16 protein-coding genes and 1 rRNA gene are annotated in these 18635 nt (G+C 47.9%); 10 read left to right on the top strand and 7 right to left on the bottom strand.

Annotated features, from left to right (window positions below; genetic code table 11):
* Positions 1–3: 3 nt before the first annotated feature.
* The 3 genes from H591_RS15445 to H591_RS0112690 form a co-directional block, all read right to left on the bottom strand.
* Complete coding sequence (locus tag H591_RS15445; RefSeq protein ID WP_022967344.1) at positions 4–627, bottom strand: c-type cytochrome; 624 nt, start codon at positions 625–627, stop codon at positions 4–6.
* A gap of 71 nt (positions 628–698) precedes the next feature.
* Positions 699–1748 carry a DUF3530 family protein gene (locus H591_RS0112695; protein WP_022967343.1) on the bottom strand — a complete coding sequence of 350 codons (1050 nt, stop codon included), beginning with the start codon at positions 1746–1748 and terminating at the stop codon, positions 699–701.
* A 33-nt stretch (positions 1749–1781) separates the two neighbouring features.
* A complete protein-coding gene (locus H591_RS0112690; RefSeq protein WP_022967342.1) occupies positions 1782–2309 on the bottom strand; it encodes a tetratricopeptide repeat protein in 528 nt (175 codons plus the stop codon).
* A gap of 237 nt (positions 2310–2546) precedes the next feature.
* On the opposite strand from H591_RS0112690, the gene H591_RS0112685 reads away from it, so the two are divergent.
* The 6 genes from H591_RS0112685 (at position 2547) to ppc (ending at position 10813) form a co-directional block, all read left to right on the top strand.
* A complete protein-coding gene (locus H591_RS0112685) occupies positions 2547–3104 on the top strand; it encodes a YaeQ family protein (protein WP_022967341.1) in 558 nt (185 codons plus the stop codon).
* 48 nt (positions 3105–3152) lie between these two features.
* On the top strand, positions 3153–4868 hold the full coding sequence (recJ, locus tag H591_RS0112680) for a single-stranded-DNA-specific exonuclease RecJ (RefSeq protein ID WP_022967340.1): 1716 nt from the start codon (positions 3153–3155) through the stop codon (positions 4866–4868).
* A gap of 99 nt (positions 4869–4967) precedes the next feature.
* Positions 4968–6063 (top strand): peptide chain release factor 2 gene (gene prfB / locus H591_RS0112675; protein ID WP_156853224.1). Its coding sequence is split into 2 segments (ribosomal slippage): positions 4968–5039 and positions 5041–6063, totalling 1095 coding nucleotides; the frame shifts between segments, so codons are not numbered across the junction.
* Positions 6064–6165: 102 nt separating this feature from the next.
* Positions 6166–7668, top strand: coding sequence for a lysine--tRNA ligase (gene lysS / locus H591_RS0112670; RefSeq protein WP_022967338.1), 1503 nt, complete (start codon positions 6166–6168; stop codon positions 7666–7668).
* 85 nt (positions 7669–7753) lie between these two features.
* Positions 7754–8062 carry a hypothetical protein gene (locus H591_RS0112665; protein ID WP_022967337.1) on the top strand — a complete coding sequence of 103 codons (309 nt, stop codon included), beginning with the start codon at positions 7754–7756 and terminating at the stop codon, positions 8060–8062.
* Positions 8063–8176: 114 nt separating this feature from the next.
* Positions 8177–10813 (top strand): phosphoenolpyruvate carboxylase, encoded by a 2637-nt coding sequence (ppc, locus tag H591_RS0112660; RefSeq protein WP_022967336.1) that lies wholly within the window; start codon positions 8177–8179, stop codon positions 10811–10813.
* Between the two features lie 56 nt (positions 10814–10869).
* Here ppc and H591_RS0112655 read toward each other — a convergent pair whose 3' ends face one another.
* Complete coding sequence (locus H591_RS0112655; RefSeq protein WP_022967335.1) at positions 10870–11790, bottom strand: DUF805 domain-containing protein; 921 nt, start codon at positions 11788–11790, stop codon at positions 10870–10872.
* A gap of 107 nt (positions 11791–11897) precedes the next feature.
* Positions 11898–12332, bottom strand: coding sequence for a protoporphyrinogen oxidase HemJ (gene hemJ / locus H591_RS0112650; RefSeq protein ID WP_022967334.1), 435 nt, complete (start codon positions 12330–12332; stop codon positions 11898–11900).
* A gap of 123 nt (positions 12333–12455) precedes the next feature.
* Here hemJ and argC point away from each other — a divergent pair, with 123 nt between their 5' ends.
* Entirely contained in the window at positions 12456–13490 is a 1035-nt protein-coding gene (argC, locus tag H591_RS0112645) for an N-acetyl-gamma-glutamyl-phosphate reductase (protein ID WP_022967333.1), read from the top strand.
* An 86-nt stretch (positions 13491–13576) separates the two neighbouring features.
* A complete protein-coding gene (gene erpA / locus H591_RS0112640; protein ID WP_022967332.1) occupies positions 13577–13927 on the top strand; it encodes an iron-sulfur cluster insertion protein ErpA in 351 nt (116 codons plus the stop codon).
* 11 nt (positions 13928–13938) lie between these two features.
* Here the strand turns inward: erpA and H591_RS0112635 are convergent, their stop codons facing one another.
* Both H591_RS0112635 and H591_RS0112630 read right to left on the bottom strand, forming a co-directional pair.
* Entirely contained in the window at positions 13939–15027 is a 1089-nt protein-coding gene (locus tag H591_RS0112635) for an anhydro-N-acetylmuramic acid kinase (protein ID WP_022967331.1), read from the bottom strand.
* A 2-nt stretch (positions 15028–15029) separates the two neighbouring features.
* Positions 15030–16394: a peptidoglycan DD-metalloendopeptidase family protein gene (locus H591_RS0112630; protein ID WP_022967330.1), complete on the bottom strand. Its 1365-nt coding sequence runs from the start codon at positions 16392–16394 to the stop codon at positions 15030–15032.
* Positions 16395–16614: 220 nt separating this feature from the next.
* Here H591_RS0112630 and tyrS point away from each other — a divergent pair, with 220 nt between their 5' ends.
* Positions 16615–17814, top strand: coding sequence for a tyrosine--tRNA ligase (gene tyrS / locus H591_RS0112625; protein WP_022967329.1), 1200 nt, complete (start codon positions 16615–16617; stop codon positions 17812–17814).
* 391 nt (positions 17815–18205) lie between these two features.
* A 16S ribosomal RNA gene (locus H591_RS0112620) occupies positions 18206–18635 on the top strand; the annotation flags it as partial.

Raw genomic sequence — 18635 nt, 5'->3', positions numbered from 1 at the left:
CGTTTAGATATCCAGTTCTTGGATATAGCTGGCCACTGAATTAATTTCATCATCCGTCATGTTCTCCGTAATAGACAACATGATAGAGGCGGCACGGCTAGGGTCTTTACTGCGGAAGTTTTTCAGCGTACGAGTGATGTATTCTGCAGGCTGGCCGGCCAGTCTTGGCATATCTTCTTTGCCTTCACCATTGACGCCATGGCAGCCCTGGCAAACCTGATTGAATTTAGCCTGACCTTTATCGCGTAGATTGGGCGACTCACTAGGAATAACCACAACTTTCTGTTGGCCGTAATACAGAGCGATATTGACACGGTCGTCGATGCTTAAATTTTTAGCTAATTTTGACATAACAAAATCAGTGCGTTCACCATTAGCGAATTTTTCAAAAGCATTAAACAAATAAATGGGATTCTGCTCAGCTAGATTGGGAATGTAATTACGCTTACTGTTACCGTCTTCACCGTGGCAATGTTTGCAAAATGTAATTCGCTCATGACCTGCTGCATAAGCCTGTTCTTGTGCTGAAGGATCGGTAAGCAGTGCATTTAGTTTCTGCATTGCATTTTGATCGGCGGCAGCAAGGCTGGTAAAACTGATGATTAAAAAAACAAATAAGGCACGCATAGAATATCCGTATTTAATAAAAGCGAGTGATGTTTGCTCTGCAGTATTCTGAGTAAGTAAAACACTTAAAATTACTGTTTATTGAGCCATCCTTTAACACGGCGAAACAGTTGCTCTTGCTCTAAGGATGGATGCACTGCAGGCAAACCAATTTGATGATAGTGCTCTAATCCAGCGCGCTTGCTTGCCTGTAAGCGCTGCTTGGCGGCTGCTTCTGTGACACGATCGTCCTTATAATAGAAGTCAGCGATAACGGGAGTATTGGCCCCGATCAATTTTTCGTATGAAAAGTATTCTTGTTTATTCGTACGAGGTGCAATCAAAGCAACTCGTGGTGCTGTCGCAAGAGGTTGCTGCGTCGCATACTTGAGAGCCCAATAAGCGCCTTCATGATGCCCTAGGATAATGATTTCAGCGGCTTGCATCTGTTTGGCATAGTCAAAAGCAGCATCAATAAAGCTACTGATCCGCTCAGGGTAGGTCAGCGGCGGTAACACTTCGATAACAGGCGCTGCTGGTTCAGCGTGTAAGTCTGTATCTGCCGGTTCTGTTATGACTTCGTCTGCAACTTCAGCTTGATCTTCTGGTTCTTCTTCGGTTGCACTTTCTTCAGGTATATCGGTTTCGACAAGCTCTTCAGTTTCTATTGGTGCTGCAGGAGCTGGAGGCTCAATAATGATTTGTTCAGCCACAGGGGCTGCAAAAATTGAGGGAATGTTGGCTTCTGCGTCTGGGGGCGATGGCAAGTTTAGACTTAACGTATGCCAGCCAGCATCAGGTAATTTGTTGCGTAGGGGTCCAATTGCAGTTGGCCAGTCAAACGATTCGCCTTCCCCAGGTAATAAAATGACTAAACCGTGTGGCTTAGCTTGGTTGGCTGCTAAAAAGAGTGCGGAAAAATGCTCTCGAGGTGTGCTTAAAGTGATCAGTTGTTGCGCGTCTAGACCAAGTTGAATGGCCTGAGCGGCTAAAATGTTTCGAGTCAGTATAGTGCTACGTGGATACTCTTGCTTGTCTGTAACGGGTTCTGTTATTTGTGCGTTTTCTGGCTCTTGTGCAAAGCAAAGATGCAAAAAAAGACTGCTGCTAATCAATAAAGTAATGCGATAAAGAGTTAGCATGATGATCTCCAGCCGCCCTTTTGGCGCAATTATTTATGGGGCGACGGTCGTGTCACTGAGTTGGAGTAAGTAGCTGCGGAAAATCTGCGCCAAGACTTGGTTCGCTATTTCGAGTTCATCACGCTGCATTTGCAAGGCAACTTGGTCTGCGCTGTCCAGCGCTTCATCGGAACCATTGATCGCTGACATTTTCAACACTATATACGCTTGGATGGTATTAGCTGGAACGCCTTCGCCACGATAAAACATGGTGCCTAAACGCAGCTGGGAGATGGCATGACCTTGTACAGAGGCTTGTTCAAACCATTTAAGTGCTTGTTGAAAATCACGCGGAGTTTGTTGGCCTTGATACCAGTACTCACCAAGAACAAATTGCGCATCAGCATAGCCGAGCTGAGCGAATGTTAAGCATTCTTCAAGAGCGAGTTTAGGTTCGCTGGCAATACGTTCTAAGCTGCACTGTTGTGCAGGAGAGATAATAAGCGAGTTATCCTCTGCGTGAATCATCATTGACGACATGCAAAAGCCGATGAGCAACATAAAACGGCTAAAACGGATCATTACAGTTATCGAGCTCCATGGACGAAAACGAAATGGCTATGTAAACATTTGCAAATGAGTAACAGTGCGCATTATGCGGCATCTACTTGGGTAAAGACCACCGTTTCGCTCTGATCTTGCTTGTTTTATATCAATACCCTGAACTGATGTTGATAACCGCGTTGTTATTGGGGTGCGGCATCGCGCGGCAGAACAGGTTAGACTTAGCTGCTTTGTTATCCTATAGAGAACACCAATATGGCTCTGCAAGCCACGCCTTATAAAGTTGAGCTGAACCTGACCGATATGGATCGCAATGTCTATGACAGCCTGCGCTTCAGTATGGCGCGTCATCCGTCCGAAACAGCCGAGCGTTTGTTGTCGCGCTTGCTGGCACGGGCGCTTTGGCATGCTGAACAGATTGAGTTTGGTCGCGGCTTGTCCAATGTTGACGAGCCTGCCGTGTGGGAGAAAAGTTTAGACGGGCGCATTCTGCATTGGATTGAAGTGGGCCAGCCCACTGCTGAGCGAATGACTTGGTGCTCGCGCCGTGCTGAACGCTTAAGTGTTTTAGCCTATGGCAGCTTGCGCACTTGGGTCAGCAAAGAGCTGGATCAGGTGCGCAGTTTGAAAAACTTAAATGTACTGGCCATCAGCCAAGAGTCTTTAACCAACCTAGCGGAAGACTTGCCACGCACGATTAACTGGAGCGTGATGATCAGTGATGGCGATGTGTTCATTACGGATGAACGTGGCCAGCACAGTATTGAGCTGGAATGGTTACACGGTGAGCGCGGAGAAGTGACAGCGTCCTAGTCACAACTTGTGGTTTTCGCCAAGAATAGATAAGAGAAATGTATTGTAATGCGTATCGAACAACGACCACTGCCCACTGTTCTGCCTGACTTAGGTGATCTGCCGCCGCTGTTAACCCGTATTTATGCCGCGCGTGGTGTTGCTAATGCTGCCGAACTGGAAAAAGGTTTGGCGCGCTTGCTACCGACTCATCTGCTCAAGGGAATGGATGCTGCGGTGCAGTTGTTGACTCAAGCCCTTGAGCAACGTCAGCGCATTTTGATTGTCGGTGACTTTGATGCCGATGGTGCGACGGCCAGCTGTGTCGGTGTTTTAGGTTTGCGTATGTTGGGTGCGGCGCATGTCGATTACTTAGTGCCCAATCGTTTTGACTATGGTTATGGGCTGACACCAGAAATTGTTGCCGTGGCGCTAGAGCGTCAGCCGGATTTGTTGGTGACGGTAGATAACGGTATTTCCAGTCTTGAGGGCGTTGCTGCGGCGCAAGCAGCCGGGCTTAAAGTATTGGTGACTGACCATCACTTGCCCGGCGCTGAATTGCCGACTGCTGATGCGATTGTCAATCCCAATCAGCCCGGATGTGAATTCCCCAGTAAAGCCTTAGCCGGTGTCGGCGTGATGTTTTATGTGTTGCTAGCGTTGCGTGCGCACTTGCGCAGCAATGGCTGGTTTGCCCAGCAGAACATTCAAGAGCCGAACTTAGCCGAGTTGTTAGACTTGGTAGCGCTTGGCAGCGTCGCCGATGTGGTGCCTTTGGATGCCAATAATCGTATTTTAGTCCATCAAGGTTTGGCGCGGATTCGCGCGGGACGTGCACGTCCCGGCTTGCAGGCGATCTTGGACGTGGCGCGGCGTGATCATCGCCGTTTAGTGTCAACGGATTTAGGCTTTATTGTCGGCCCGCGCCTGAATGCCGCCGGGCGTTTGGATGACATCAGTTTAGGTATAGAGTGTCTGCTCTGTGAAGATGCTGATGGCGCTTTGCAGCGCGCCCAACAGTTGGAGCAGCTCAATCAAGACCGTAAGCAAATCGAGCAAGGCATGCAGCGTGAAGCGTTGGTGCAGCTCAAAGACTTGCCGTTGGACAACTTACCTTTTGGCCTGTGTTTATTTGAGCCTGAATGGCATCAAGGCGTGATTGGCATTTTAGCCTCGCGGATGAAAGAGCGTTATCACCGCCCGGTGATTGCTTTTGCTGATGCAGGTGCAGGTCAATTAAAGGGTTCGGCGCGTTCAATTCCAGGTTTGCACATTCGTGATGCGCTGGATGCTGTAGCTGCGCGTTTTCCTGAGTTGATCAGCAAGTTTGGTGGGCATGCAATGGCGGCGGGTTTGACCTTGCAAGCCATCCATTATGAGGCTTTTGCTAAAGCCTTCGATGCTGAAGTGCGTCGTCAGCTCACGGCCGATGATTTAACCGGGCGCATTTATTCCGATGGCTGCTTGGCGGCCAACGAGTTTGATATGCAGTTGGCGCAACAGTTGCGTCATGCAGGGCCTTGGGGACAGCGTTTTCCTGAACCTTTGTTTCATGGTGATTTTAAAATCATCAGTCAAAGATTGGTCGGTGAAAAGCACCTCAAACTGGTCTTACAAAGCGCGCAAAATGCGCCGGCTCTGGATGCCATTGCGTTTAATATTGACTTGGATGTGTGGCCCAATCCCACTATTAGCCATGCCCAAGTCGCCTATACACTGGACATTAATGAGTTTCGCGGCAATGAAAGTCTGCAGTTGATGGTTTCCAGTATCAGCCCTCGCTAAACAAAAGCGCCTGCTGTACTGCTGAGCTGCGCACAGTGCGCATTTATTGGGGTATAATCTGCGTTTTTATGTTGTTCAATTAAGCGAGAATTGTCTGTTATGGAAGTTAATCCAATCCATCTAGCCATCAATGACTTAGCCGAGCGTACGCAAGTCATTCGGGGGTATCTTTGACTACGATACCAAGCACGAGCGTCTAACCGAAGTTAATCGCGAACTGGAAGATCCTGCGGTTTGGAATAACCCAGAGTATGCGCAAAACCTTGGTCGTGAGCGTTCATTGCTGGCGCAAGTTGTCGAAACTTTAGACAGCCTTGCAAGCGGTGTGACAGACGCAAAAGAACTGCTGGAAATGGCAGTTGAAGAAAATGATGAAGAGACCGTTGAAGAAGTTCGTGCAGAAGTGGCGCGTTTAGGCGAAGACCTTAGCAAGCTTGAGTTTCGTCGCATGTTTAGCGGTGAAATGGATGCCAATAACGCTTACCTGGATATTCAAGCCGGTTCTGGTGGTACTGAAGCACAGGATTGGGCCAATATTTTACTGCGTATGTATTTGCGCTGGGCGGATCATAACGGGTTTGAAGCAACCATTATGGAATTGTCCGCAGGTGATGTAGCCGGTATTAAAGGTGCCACCTTACATATTAAAGGCGACTACGCCTTTGGTTGGTTACGTACTGAGACCGGCGTGCACCGTTTAGTGCGCAAAAGTCCGTTTGACTCAGGTAACCGCCGTCACACTTCGTTTACCGCTGTGTTTGTCTCGCCTGAGATTGATGACAACATTGAAATTGATATTAATCCGGCTGACTTGCGTACCGACACCTATCGTTCCTCCGGTGCCGGTGGTCAGCACGTGAACACCACTGACTCGGCGGTGCGTATTACTCACGTGCCAACTAACACTGTGGTCTGCTGTCAGAACGAACGCTCGCAACATGCTAACCGTGATACCGCAATGAAAATGCTTCGCGCTAGATTGTATGAGCTGGAATTATCTAAGCGTAACGCCGCTTCGCAAGAGCTTGAAGACAGTAAGTCAGATATTGGTTGGGGGCATCAGATTCGTTCTTATGTGCTTGATCAGTCGCGGATTAAAGACTTACGCACCAACGTTGAAGAAAGTAACTGCGATGCTGTATTAGATGGCGACATCAATCAGTTTTTAGAGGCGAGTCTGAAACAAGGACTTTGATCGGCCGCGGCACGTCACCACGTGTCGACGCTGTAATCAGCACGCTATTGACGTGCCTATAATCGCTCAAGCAGCGATCTGAATAAATTAGTGGAATCCATCATGAGTGAACAAGCGCCATCCCAGCACGAGTTGCAAGACGAAGAAAATAAACTGATCGCCTTGCGTAAAGAAAAGCTAGCCAGCGAGCGTGCTAAGGGCAATGCCTTTCCGAATGATTTTCGTCGCGAGCATTACTGTGCTGATATCCAGAAAGCTTACGCAGATGACAGTAAAGAGCAGTTGGTCAGCGCCGCAATACCAGTAAAAGTGGCTGGCCGCATCATGCTCAACCGCGGCGCCTTTATGGTCATCCAAGACATGACTGGCCGCTTGCAGGCGTATGTGGATCGTAAAAGTCTCTCAGAAGAAAAACTTGCTGAGATTAAAAGCTGGGATTTGGGCGATATTATTGGCATTGAAGGCACTTTGTCGCGCTCTGGCAAAGGTGATCTTTATGTGCACATGGATCAGGTGCAGTTGCTGACCAAGTCATTACGCCCGTTGCCGGATAAGCATCATGGTTTAGTGGATACCGAGCAACGTTATCGTCAACGTTATGTCGATTTGATTGTTAACGAAGAAGTGCGTCATACCTTCCAAGTCCGTTCAAAAGTCATCGCGCATATTCGTAATTTCTTAACTGCGCGTGACTTCTTAGAAGTGGAAACGCCGATGCTGCAAACCATTCCCGGTGGCGCAGCGGCTAAGCCTTTTGAGACCCACCACAATGCGTTAGATTTGCCGATGTACTTGCGTATTGCCCCAGAGCTGTACTTAAAGCGTCTGGTGGTTGGTGGTTTTGAGCGCGTCTTTGAAATCAACCGTAACTTCCGTAATGAAGGTGTCTCAACCCGTCACAACCCAGAATTTACTATGTTGGAATTCTATCAAGCCTATGCTGATTATGAAGACAACATGGACCTGACCGAAGAGCTGTTCTGTGAGCTGGCGCAAGCGGTATTGGGTACAACTGATGTGCCGTATCAAGGCAAAGTATTCCACTTTGGTGAACCGTTCCAGCGCATATCTTTGTTTGATTCCATCTTAAAGTACAACCCAGAGATTACTGCAGCTGACCTAAATGATATCGACACAGCGCGCGCGTTGGCGAAAAAACACGGTGCTAAAGTGATGGGTTTTGAAGGCATTGGTAAGTTACAGACCATGATCTTTGAAGAGACGGTTGAACATCTGCTTGAGCAGCCTACTTTTATCACCCGCTATCCTTTTGAAGTGTCGCCGCTGGCGCGTCGTAACGACGATGATCAAAACGTCACTGACCGTTTTGAGCTATTTATTGGTGGTCGTGAAATTGCTAATGCGTATTCCGAGCTTAATGATGCTGAAGATCAGGCTGAGCGTTTCTTAGCGCAAGTGGCTGATAAAGATGCCGGTGATGATGAAGCCATGCACTACGATGCTGACTTTGTGCGTGCTTTGGAATACGGTATGCCACCAACCGCAGGTGAAGGGATTGGTATTGATCGCCTCGTCATGTTATTGACTGATTCTGCTTCAATTCGCGATGTGATTTTATTCCCGCACATGCGTCCAGAGCATTAATCGGCCTGTATGAGCGCGCAGTTTTGCATCAGTTTGAGATTGTGCCGCTCAGTCTATTTTCACCACTATTACGTCTGGAGACATTATGAGCGAGCGCGATTTTCGGCCATTGATTGCCACTGCTATTGCTAGCATGTTGGGTACTGTGGCGATTTTAAGTTATTACGGTTATCTGCATATGGCTAAACCTTCGGATGCATTGCTGTTGGCCGAGTACACCATGCTGAAAACTATTCCAGGCGAAGACTACAAAGCTTCGTTAAAACCTGCTGAGCAAATTGCTCAGTGTATGGATGGTATCGTGGTCTTGTTTGATACTAAGCAAAAAGGTTTAAGCGGTGTGTTAGTCGATGATAAAAAGCGTGCAGTACGCTGCGAGTTTAGCGCGCAGTAATATCCAAGTATCCCTTGCTCTTCATGAGGTTTGCTTGAGCTTCGAACACTAAAGTTTTCTTGCCAGATGCTGGATAACTCGGCAAGCTGAAACAAACCTTAGTGGAGAGCCAGCATGATTCCAATTGATTCACGTCTACGCGAGCATGTTCATTTATTAGGTGAGCTGCTTGGTTCAACCATGCGTGAGCAACGCGGCGAAGAGTTCTTAGAGAAAATCGAGCGCATTCGTAAAGGCGCAAAAGCCGCACGTAGCGGTTCAGATGACGGCCGTCAGCAATTGACCGACACCTTAGACCAGTTGTCTGAAGATGAATTGTTGCCAGTGGCGCGTGGTTTTAACCAATTTCTTAATCTTGCGAATATTGCTGATCAATACCACCTGATTCGCCGTCGCCAGAGCGATGAAGAGCCAGCTTTTGAAGAGCAGATGCTCGCATCGGTGCTTGAGCGGCTACAAGTGGCTGGTCACAATCCACAAGATTTATCGCAAACAGTGGCTAACTTAGATATTGAGTTGGTGCTGACAGCGCACCCTACCGAAGTATCACGTCGCACTTTGATCATGAAGTACGATGCCATTGCGCAGCAGCTAGCGGCACTGGACCATACCGATCTCACCACGGCCGAGCGTGAGAAAATCATCGCTAAATTACGCCGATTAATTGCCGAAGTCTGGCATACCACAGAAATTCGTAGTGCACAGCCAACTCCTGTGGATGAAGCGCGTTGGGGCTTTGCGGTGATTGAGCGTTCGCTCTGGCAAGCCATTCCGAATGTCCTGCGCCACATCGATACAACCTTGCAAGCGGCGGGCGGCGATAAACTACCAATCACCGCGACGCCGATTCGTTTTGCCACTTGGATGGGTGGTGATCGTGATGGCAACCCTAACGTCACCGCACGGGTGACCAAAACTGTTTTGTTATTGGCACGCTGGATTGCTGCAGACTTATTCCTGCGAGATATTTCACGTCTGACTGCTGAGTTATCAATGCAGGATGCCAGCGCAGAATTACTGGCGCTAGTCGGTGAGAGTGATGAGCCTTACCGCGTTTTAATGAAAAAATTGCGCGCCCGTTTGCGTAAAACTCGCGCTGAGTTGCAAGATGCGTTATCAAACGGCACAGCATTATCTGCTGATATTCTGCATGATACCGATGAACTGTTAGCGCCGTTATTGCTCTGCTATCGCTCGCTGCATGAGTGCGGTATGGGCCTGATTGCTGATGGCGACTTACTGGATACTATTCGTCGTACGACAACCTTTGGTTTGTCCTTAGGACGCCTCGATATTCGACAAGATGCTGCACGTCATAGCAGTGCTTTGAATGAAATCACCCAATGGCTCGGTGTGGGCGAGTATGCACAATGGAGTGAAGAGCAGCGTCAAACTTTTTTACTGGCCGAACTACACAGCCGCCGACCGCTGTTATCCAGCGCATTTGCCGCCAGTGCCGACACTCAAGAAGTGCTTGATACCTGTAAGGTAATTGCGCAAACCTCGGCTGATTCGCTGGGTTCTTATGTCATTTCCATGGCCTCGGCACCTTCTGATGTTTTGGCTGTGCAGTTACTGCTGAAAGAAGCAGGGCTTAATCGGTCCATGCGCATTGTGCCGCTGTTTGAAACTCAAGATGACTTACACAATGCTGCTGGCGTGATTGATCAGTTATTGAGCCTGACTGACTACCGTAATAGTTTGGCAGGGCCGCAAGAGGTGATGATTGGCTATTCTGACTCTGCCAAGGATGCAGGCACTACTGCTGCAGCATGGTCGCAATACCGAGCGCAAGAAGAGTTGGTTGCAGTTTGTGCGAAGCAAGGCGTCGAACTGATTTTATTCCATGGCCGCGGCGGTACTGTGGGTCGTGGCGGCGGACCTGCGCACGAAGCCATTTTGTCACAACCGCCAGGTTCGGTAGCAGGACGTTTTCGTACCACCGAGCAAGGTGAGGTGATTCGTTTCAAATACGGCTTGCCAAAAGTGGCAGCGCAGAATTTAAATTTATACATCGCCTCGGTACTGGAGGCGACCTTGCTACCGCCGCCAGTACCGAAAGATTCCTGGCGTGCGGTGATGGAGCGTTTAGCTGCAGATGGCCTACAGGCTTATCGAAAAACAGTGCGGGAGCACCCGCAATTTGTGGATTATTTCCGTCAGGCTACACCAGAGCAAGAGCTGGGACGTTTACCACTAGGCAGTCGTCCAGCGCGCCGACGTAGTGGAGGCATCGAAAGCTTACGTGCTATTCCTTGGATTTTTGCTTGGACGCAAACGCGGATGATGCTGCCGGCTTGGCTTGGTTGGGAGACAGCCTTGCAAAATGCGATCGCTCGCCAAGAAGAATCATTGCTGGCAGAAATGCGTGATCAATGGCCATTTTTTCGTGCGCGCATTGATATGTTGGAAATGGTGCTGCTCAAAGCCGACTCGGGTATTGCTCGTTTATACGATGAGCGTTTGGTTGCCGATGAATTACGTGGTTTTGGTGAACAGCTGTACCAGCACCTCAGTCAGGCGGTTGAGCAAGTGCTGCACTTAACCGGTGAAACGCATTTATTAGAGCGTCATCCACAAGTACGTGCTTCGATTAGCGTAAGAGACACTTACCTTGATCCGCTGCATTTGCTGCAAGTTGAACTGTTGGCGCGTTCAAGAGAGCAGGGTGAAGCAATTTGTCCAGCGATTGAGCAAGCTTTATTAGTGACTGTGGCGGGGATTGCCGCAGGACTGCGTAATACTGGCTAATTGCATGTGCTGATCAGCACACCCAAAGTGATGCTGATCAGCACATATAGCAGGGTTTATTGTCCGCTAAGCATTGCGCCGAGCATGCCGGTGATAATGCCGATTACAAATGCAGCGCCTATTACCGCAACCCAGATCCAAAACAGAACCTTTACCGCCTGGCTATTCTCAGGCGGTGGCGGTCCATACAGGTTGCTACCTTTAGTGCCTGGCATGACAAAGGTTATGATTTGGAAAATGCTACCAACGAGCGGAACCAAAGCAATTAATAGTAGCCAGCCTGACCAGCCAATATCGTGTAAACGTTTTACACTAATCTGAACACCAACGATCATTGCAGCAATCAATGCGACAACCGCTAATAAGCCGCCTAGCCATGTCGAAATGTTGAATGCCAAGGCACAGATCAGCGCTACTGGTAGAATGGCAAGGCTATAGACCATCGACCATGCCACATAACGCATACGCCCAATGCGTCCGTTTACGCCCCAAATATTAAGCTCACCGACTTCGTTGTCATCTTGCACAACCATCGCCAGCGGTGAAGCATAAGGGGATGCTGCGGTTGATGTGGTTGCTTGCTGGGCTTGCGCTTGGTAATGATTAAACTTAGCAATAACAATACCGCAGTTTGCACACATCTCACTGCGTGTTTGTTCAGTCTCGCATTTTGGGCAAGTCATCCGCTCACCGTTATCTGCGTCATGCTCGGATTCAATCGACTCCAAACTGAGATTGGCGGCAAGATCCAGTTCTTTGCGTGCAACAACACCGGCATTGAATAAAGCGTGTACATATTTATCAGCTTCTGCTTCGCTGATGCCTCGTTTAATAACGGTCGGGCCACCAGAAAACAGCTGCTTCACCGCACTGACATCCGTTTTGAAGAGTCGGGCAAAGTTATCTTGAGCAAACTCGAGTGTGACACCTGGTGCAAGACTGCCATCCATGGTGATTTTGTAATGCGTGTCAGTCATAAAGCTTCCTTATTGATGGAAGTGGTTGTTGTAAAGGCAAATTACCCATATACACAGCAGTGTAGTCGAATGTTTCATGCTCTTGCTGCACTGTCGTTAACACTTTCTTAAAATAACTTTAATGGCTTTAAAATAGCCAGCAACACAATTGCGATCAGGAATAATACCGGCAGTTCGTTAAACCAACGATAAAAAACATGACTTTTTGTATTCAGACCCTGCGCGAAACGTTTGTAGATCACCCCGAGTGAAAAATGATAGATGATTAGAATAAGCAGCAGAGTCAGCTTGATGTGCATCCAACCCATTTTTAGCAGTGCAGGATTCATGTACAACATGCCGATGCCCAGCGCTAAAGTGGCAATCAGCGATGGATGCATAATGCCTCGGTACAACTTACGCTCCATTATGCTGAAGCGTTCTTGGCTGATACTGTCAGTGCTCTGTGCGTGGTAAACAAATAAGCGCGGTAAGTAAAATAAACCCGCAAACCAACACACCACTGCGATAATATGAAAGGCTTTGATCCACAGATACGTCATAACAGACTCCAGCAAATAAGATTGCTCATGGTAGTACGCAGATAGCACTGTGTCATCTGTAGAGTGTTAGTTATGAAACATCGGGTTTGATTTAAAATTTACTTGAGTAAAGAGGGTGCAGGCATGATTAAGGTCGCAATTGTTGGTGGTACAGGCTACACGGGCGTTGAGTTATTGCGCTTACTTGCTCTGCACCCGCTGGCACAGGTTGAAATTATTACTTCACGGTCAGAAGAAGGCATGCGAGTTGCCGATATGTATCCCAATCTGCGTGAGTACTATCCTGACCTAACCTTTTCTGTGCCGGACCTTGAAACGTTAACCTCGTGCGATGTGGTGTTCTTTGCTACACCACATGGTGTTGCGCATGGCTTGGCGGGCGAAATTCTCCAAGCCGGTACACGAGTGATAGATTTATCTGCAGATTTTCGACTGCAAGATGCTGATGAGTGGGCTAAGTGGTACGGCCAAGCCCATGGTGCACCGCATCTGCTCGGCGAGGCTGTATATGGTTTGCCAGAAGTGAATCGTGAGGCGATTAAAACCGCGCGTCTGGTTGCAGTGCCAGGCTGCTATCCAACTTCAGTGCAGCTAGGTTTATTGCCGCTGATAGAGGCTGGGGTTGCTGATACGCAAACGCTGATTGCCAGTTGTGCATCGGGCGTCAGCGGTGCCGGCCGTGGAGCGAAAGTTGGTTCATTATTCTGCGAGTCAGGTGAAAATATGATGGCTTATGCGGTTAATGGCCATCGGCATCTTCCAGAAATTAAGCAGGGCTTAAGCCGGGCAGCGAATACAGCGGTCGGCTTAACCTTTGTGCCGCACTTAGTGCCGATGATTCGTGGTATTCACGCCACTCTTTACGCCACAGTGGTGGATCGCAGTATTGATTTGCAGACGCTTTTTGAACAACGCTATCAGAATGAACGTTTTGTTGATGTGCTGCCTGCCGGTATATTTCCGCAGACGCGCAGTGTCAAAGGCGCGAACATGTGCCGGATTGCTGTGCAACGCCCACAAAACGGTGATTTAGTGGTGGTGATGTCAGTGATAGATAATTTAGTTAAAGGTGCGTCAGGGCAGGCTGTACAGAATTTGAATATCATGTTCGGTCTTGCTGAGGATAGCGGTTTAGCTTCGGCGGCATTAATTCCTTAAGTTCGGTTAATAGTTGACCTTAATGGTCGGATAAGCCGATAATGCATCACAGAGTCATTTACAGCAGCATGCTGGGAGAAAGTAAAATGAGTGTTGAATCCTTCGTCCCTGCAGCAATGCAGTTTACCCAAGGGGCCGCTAATAAAGTAAAGGCTCTTGTGGAAGAAGAAGGCAATCCGCGTTTAAAGCTACGTGTGTTTGTGACTGGGGGCGGCTGTTCTGGCTTCCAGTACGGTTTCACCTTTGATGACGAATTAGCTGAAGATGACACGCTGATTGAGCGTGAGGGTGTGAGTCTTGTGGTTGACCCTATGAGTTTTCAGTACTTAGCTGGCGCTGAAGTTGATTACACCGAAGGTCTTGAAGGCTCTCGCTTCATTATCAATAATCCGAATGCCACTACAACTTGTGGCTGCGGATCATCATTCTCAGTTTAAGTCGTCGCTGATTAAGCCGGGTAGATGGCGCCGAGCACTCTTTGAGCTCTGGCGCCGGTCACCGCAGGGCGGTTACCTGGAATACGTTCTAGACAGCAGTGAGCCAGCCAAGCAAAGGCCATTGCTTCCATCCAGTCCGCAGACACACCAATCTCGTCAGTTGCCGCGACAGAGCAGTTCGCTAATGCTTGATCTAAGCGCTGTAATAAATCTGCATTATGCGCACCACCACCACATACCCATACTTCTTGAGTGTCTGGTTGAGCTTGAATGATCGCATCAGCAACAGTGACTGCTGTAAATTGCGCAAGTGTAGCCTGCACATCACGGTCTGCAATTGCCTCAAGTTGACTGAGCATGCGCTTGAGCCAGTTTAAATTAAACAGTTCGCGACCAGTGCTCTTTGGGCCTTGAGTATTGAAAAATGGTTCTTCAAGCATGTGTTCAAGCAACGCTTGGTTGACTTGACCGCTGGCAGCCCAGTCGCCATTTTTATCAAAAGCGACTTGTAGCTTGTCTTGAATCCATGCGTCTAGCAGAACATTTCCAGGACCACAGTCAAACCCACGGGTTTCTAGTCCTGCAGACAATAATGTGACATTACTGAAACCACCGATATTGAGGATGGCACAGCTTGTATTGCGCTGTTTGAATAGCATTTCATGGAAGGCAGGTACCAGTGGTGCGCCTTGGCCGCCAGCAGCCATGTCACGTCGTCGGAAATCACTGACGACGCAAATGTCAGTACGCTCTGCCAATAACGCAGGATTGCCAATTTGCACGGTAAAGCCAAGGCCCGGCTCATGGCGAATGGTTTGGCCATGGCTACCTATGGCGCGAATATCAGTAGGTTGTAAGTTGGTTTTTGCTAGAAGAGTGCTAATGCCCTGTGCAGTCAACTCAACCCATTGCTGCTCAGCTAGTGCTGCGCGAGCAATTTCATCGGATGAACTGCTGCATAGTGCCAGCAAATCTGCTTTGAGCTTGCTTGGCATCGGCATGTATTGACTGGCTATGAGTGAACATTGGTGATCAATGTTCACTACACAGATATCAATACCGTCAAGACTGGTGCCTGACATCACGCCTATATAAAGCATAGTTATTGCTTATTCAATGCCACTTGAGTGCTGCTATTAGAGTCAAGTTTAGCAATTAACGGTTGGCTGTACTGAGCAAAGCGTTGTTTTTCGGAGGCATGAATTGGATCAGAGATAGGCAGTTTTTGGCTTAGCGGATCAACGTGCACGCCATTAACTTGGAACTCATAATGCAAGTGCGGACCAGTAGATAAACCTGTGGTGCCAATATAACCAATGATTTGTCCTTGCTTCACATTGCTGCCGCTACGGATACCTTTGGCAAAGCCATTCATGTGTGCGTACAAGGTTTGATAGCGTTGCCCGTGTTTAATGACCACGGTATTGCCGTAACCACCTTTGCGTCCAGCTAAAGTCACTCGTCCATCACCTGCGGCTTTAATTGGCGTGCCGCGTGGAGCTGCGTAATCAACACCTTTGTGAGCACGAATTTTATTTAGGATTGGATGTTTACGACCGTTGGAAAAACGTGAGCTAATGCGTGCAAAATCAACTGGTGTGCGAATAAATGCTTTGCGTAAGCTCGAGCCGTCAGCGCTGTAGTAGCTGGTGTTACCGTTTTTGTCGGTGTAACGCACGGCGGTGTAAATTTTGCCGCGATTGGTGAAGCGAGCGGTTAAAATATTACCAGTGCCGACAGCTTTGCCATCTAGGGTTTTTTCTTCATAAAGGATTTCAAATTTATCGCCCTTGCGGATGTCTTGAGCGAAATCGATGTCATAGCCGAAAATGTTTGCCATATCTAATGCTAAGCCATAAGGCACGCCAGCTTTTTTAGTCGCGGCAAAAAGAGCGCCCTCAATATTTCCTTGAGCATATTTCTCGTGGGTCTGAGTTTGTGCGACGGTTTTTCTAAATGCGAAATTTTCGCTATCAGCTTTCTTCTCTAGATGAATGCTCTCGAGAGTGCTGATTTGGCTGCTAAGGCTTTTAAGCTCTTTGTTTTCATCAAACTCAAAAGAAAGAGTTTGGCCTACCTTAAGTTGTGTGAAGCGTTTTGCTTCTTTGTCGCTGCTTAACATACTGTGCAATAAGCTGTTACCTAAGCCAGCGCGTTCGAACAACACTGATAAGGTTTCGCCATTTTTCACGGTCAGGTCTTTTTTGTACTCAAAAGAATCGATTTCTGGTTTGTTTGCAGTTGTACTGAGTGTCTGAGCGTCAACTGATTCTGAATTCGTGAGAGGTTCTGTGACTTCTTCTAGAGACTGGGCTTCTAGTTCAATATTGATGAATGTTTTTTTAGCTTCTACTTCGCGCGAAGGATAAACAAGCAAAGTCAAACAGAGTAAGGCAGCAATTCCGCTTGCCGCAAGCAGATGGCGTTTTGGATACATCTGCTGTGTCGGAGTGTTTTTTGGCGTCATGGTCTTGTTGGTCTGCTGTGAGCGATCCGATAAAGTATAAGTAAAACCTCCAGACTGCAAGTAAATAGAGCCTGTAACTTGCGCTGAGTCAGGTTTTTTGTCGTCTGGTGCACGGTAATAGGCTGCTGCGGTGACGGCTTTCTGATGCGTTAATTTGTTTTTAGTTCCTTATCTAGTATTCTGTCCTGCTATCTATCCTTGAAAATGTGGTGCTGTTGAAATGAAAGCCGTTGAAGAGCAATTAGCCATAATCAAACGAGGCGCTGATGGCGTCATAGTCGAGAAAGAGCTGATTGAGAAGTTAAAACGCAATCAACCATTATGTGTGAAAGCAGGTTTTGACCCTACGGCGCCTGATCTTCATCTTGGGCATGCGGTGCTCCTTAATAAGCTGCGTATGCTGCAAGACTTAGGTCACCAGGTGGTTTTCCTGATTGGTGATTTCACAGGGATGATTGGTGATCCCAGTGGTAAAAGCGCAACAAGACCACCATTGACGCGTGAGCAAGTGCTGGCGAACGCCGAAACCTATAAGCAGCAAGTATTCAAAATTCTGGATGAAAGCAAAACTAAGGTGGTATTCAACTCGGAATGGCTTGAGTTGCTGACGCCTGCTGACTTTATCCGTCTAGCATCACATTATACGGTTGCGCGCATGCTGGAGCGTGAGGACTTCAGTAATCGTTATACAACCAATCAGCCGATTGCTATCCATGAGTTTTTGTATCCGTTAATCCAAGGTTACGACTCTGTTGCATTGCGCGCTGATATTGAGATTGGCGGTACAGATCAGACCTTTAACCTGTTGATGGGTCGAGAGCTGCAGCGAGCTTACGATCAAGAGCCCCAGTGTATTGTGACAATGCCTTTGCTTGAGGGTTTGGATGGCGTTAAAAAGATGTCTAAGTCATTAGGCAATTATGTGGGCATTCAGGAAGCGCCAGGTGCAATGTATGGCAAGCTTCTGTCTATGCCTGATGAATTGATTTGGAGATACTTTGAGCTTTTAAGTTTTCGACCAGCTGCCGAGATTGAACAGCTTAAAGCTAAAGTTGCGCAGGGTACGAATCCGCGAGATATTAAAATTGAGTTGGCGCATGAGTTAATTGCACGCTTTCATGGCGAAGAAGCAGCTGCAAGTGCACATAAGTCGGCAGGCAATCGCATGCAGCAAGGCGAGCTTCCGGAAGATCTGCCTAGCATAGTTGTCGAGGCGGAGGCTGACTTACCGATTGCAGCTGTTTTGAATAAAGCGGGATTGGTTAAAAATGCTGCTGGCGCAAGAGATATGCTTTCTGCTGGCAGTGTTCGCGTAGATGGCGAGGTTGTCACTCGAGACTTCATCTTTAAACTGGGTGCTGAACATGTATGCCAAGCTGGTAAAAAAAGCTTTGCACGCATTAGGCTACTTGCTCAATAAAATAAGTTTTTTAAAGGTTGGCTATTGTGCTTTTTTTAAAAGACTGTACTATGGGCGTTCTTGAGGAGCACAAGCAGTGTGAATCAGGTAACAAGTTGATTTTTAAGGATATAAGTTAAAAATTAAGCTTGACAGTTACTTTGGAGAGTGTAGAATACGCCTCCTCGCTGAAGCCGAAAGACTTCATCGAAACGTTCTTTAACAATTTGAATCAAGCAATTCGTGTGGGTGCTTGTGTTAGATGATTGATAGTCAGCAAGATTATCAGCACCACAAGTTATTCCGCGAATGTAAATTTGTAGAATTATTTTTGTCTTTTTTAGTTTATTAATAAAAGATATTTGCGATTGCTGAGCCAAGTTTAGGATTTTCTCAAAATCCGATCAGTATATAACTGAAGAGTTTGATCATGGCTCAGATTGAACGCTGGCGGCAGGCTTAACACATGCAAGTCGAGCGGTAACAGGGAGTAGTTTGCTTTTTTGCTGACGAGCGGCGGACGGGTGAGTAATGCCTAGGAATCTGCCTAGTAGTGGGGGATAACTTGCCGAAAGGTAAGCTAATACCGCATACGTCCTACGGGAGAAAGGAGGGGACTCTTCGGAGCCTTTCGCTATTAGATGAGCCTAGGTCGGATTAGTTAGTTGGTGAGGTAATGGCTCACCAAGACCGCGATCCGTAACTGGTCTGAGAGGATGATCAGTCACACTGGAACTGAGACACGGTCCAGACTCCTACGGGAGGCAGCAGTGGGGAATATTGGACAATGGGGGAAACCCTGATCCAGCCATGCCGCGTGTGTGAAGAAGGTCTTAGGATTG

This window comes from Denitrificimonas caeni DSM 24390, from assembly GCF_000421765.1.
GTDB classification, from domain to species: Bacteria; Pseudomonadota; Gammaproteobacteria; order Pseudomonadales; family Pseudomonadaceae; genus Denitrificimonas; species Denitrificimonas caeni.
The sequence above is the reverse complement of the archived record's forward strand: the minus strand, read 5'-3'. Positions and strand labels throughout refer to the sequence as shown.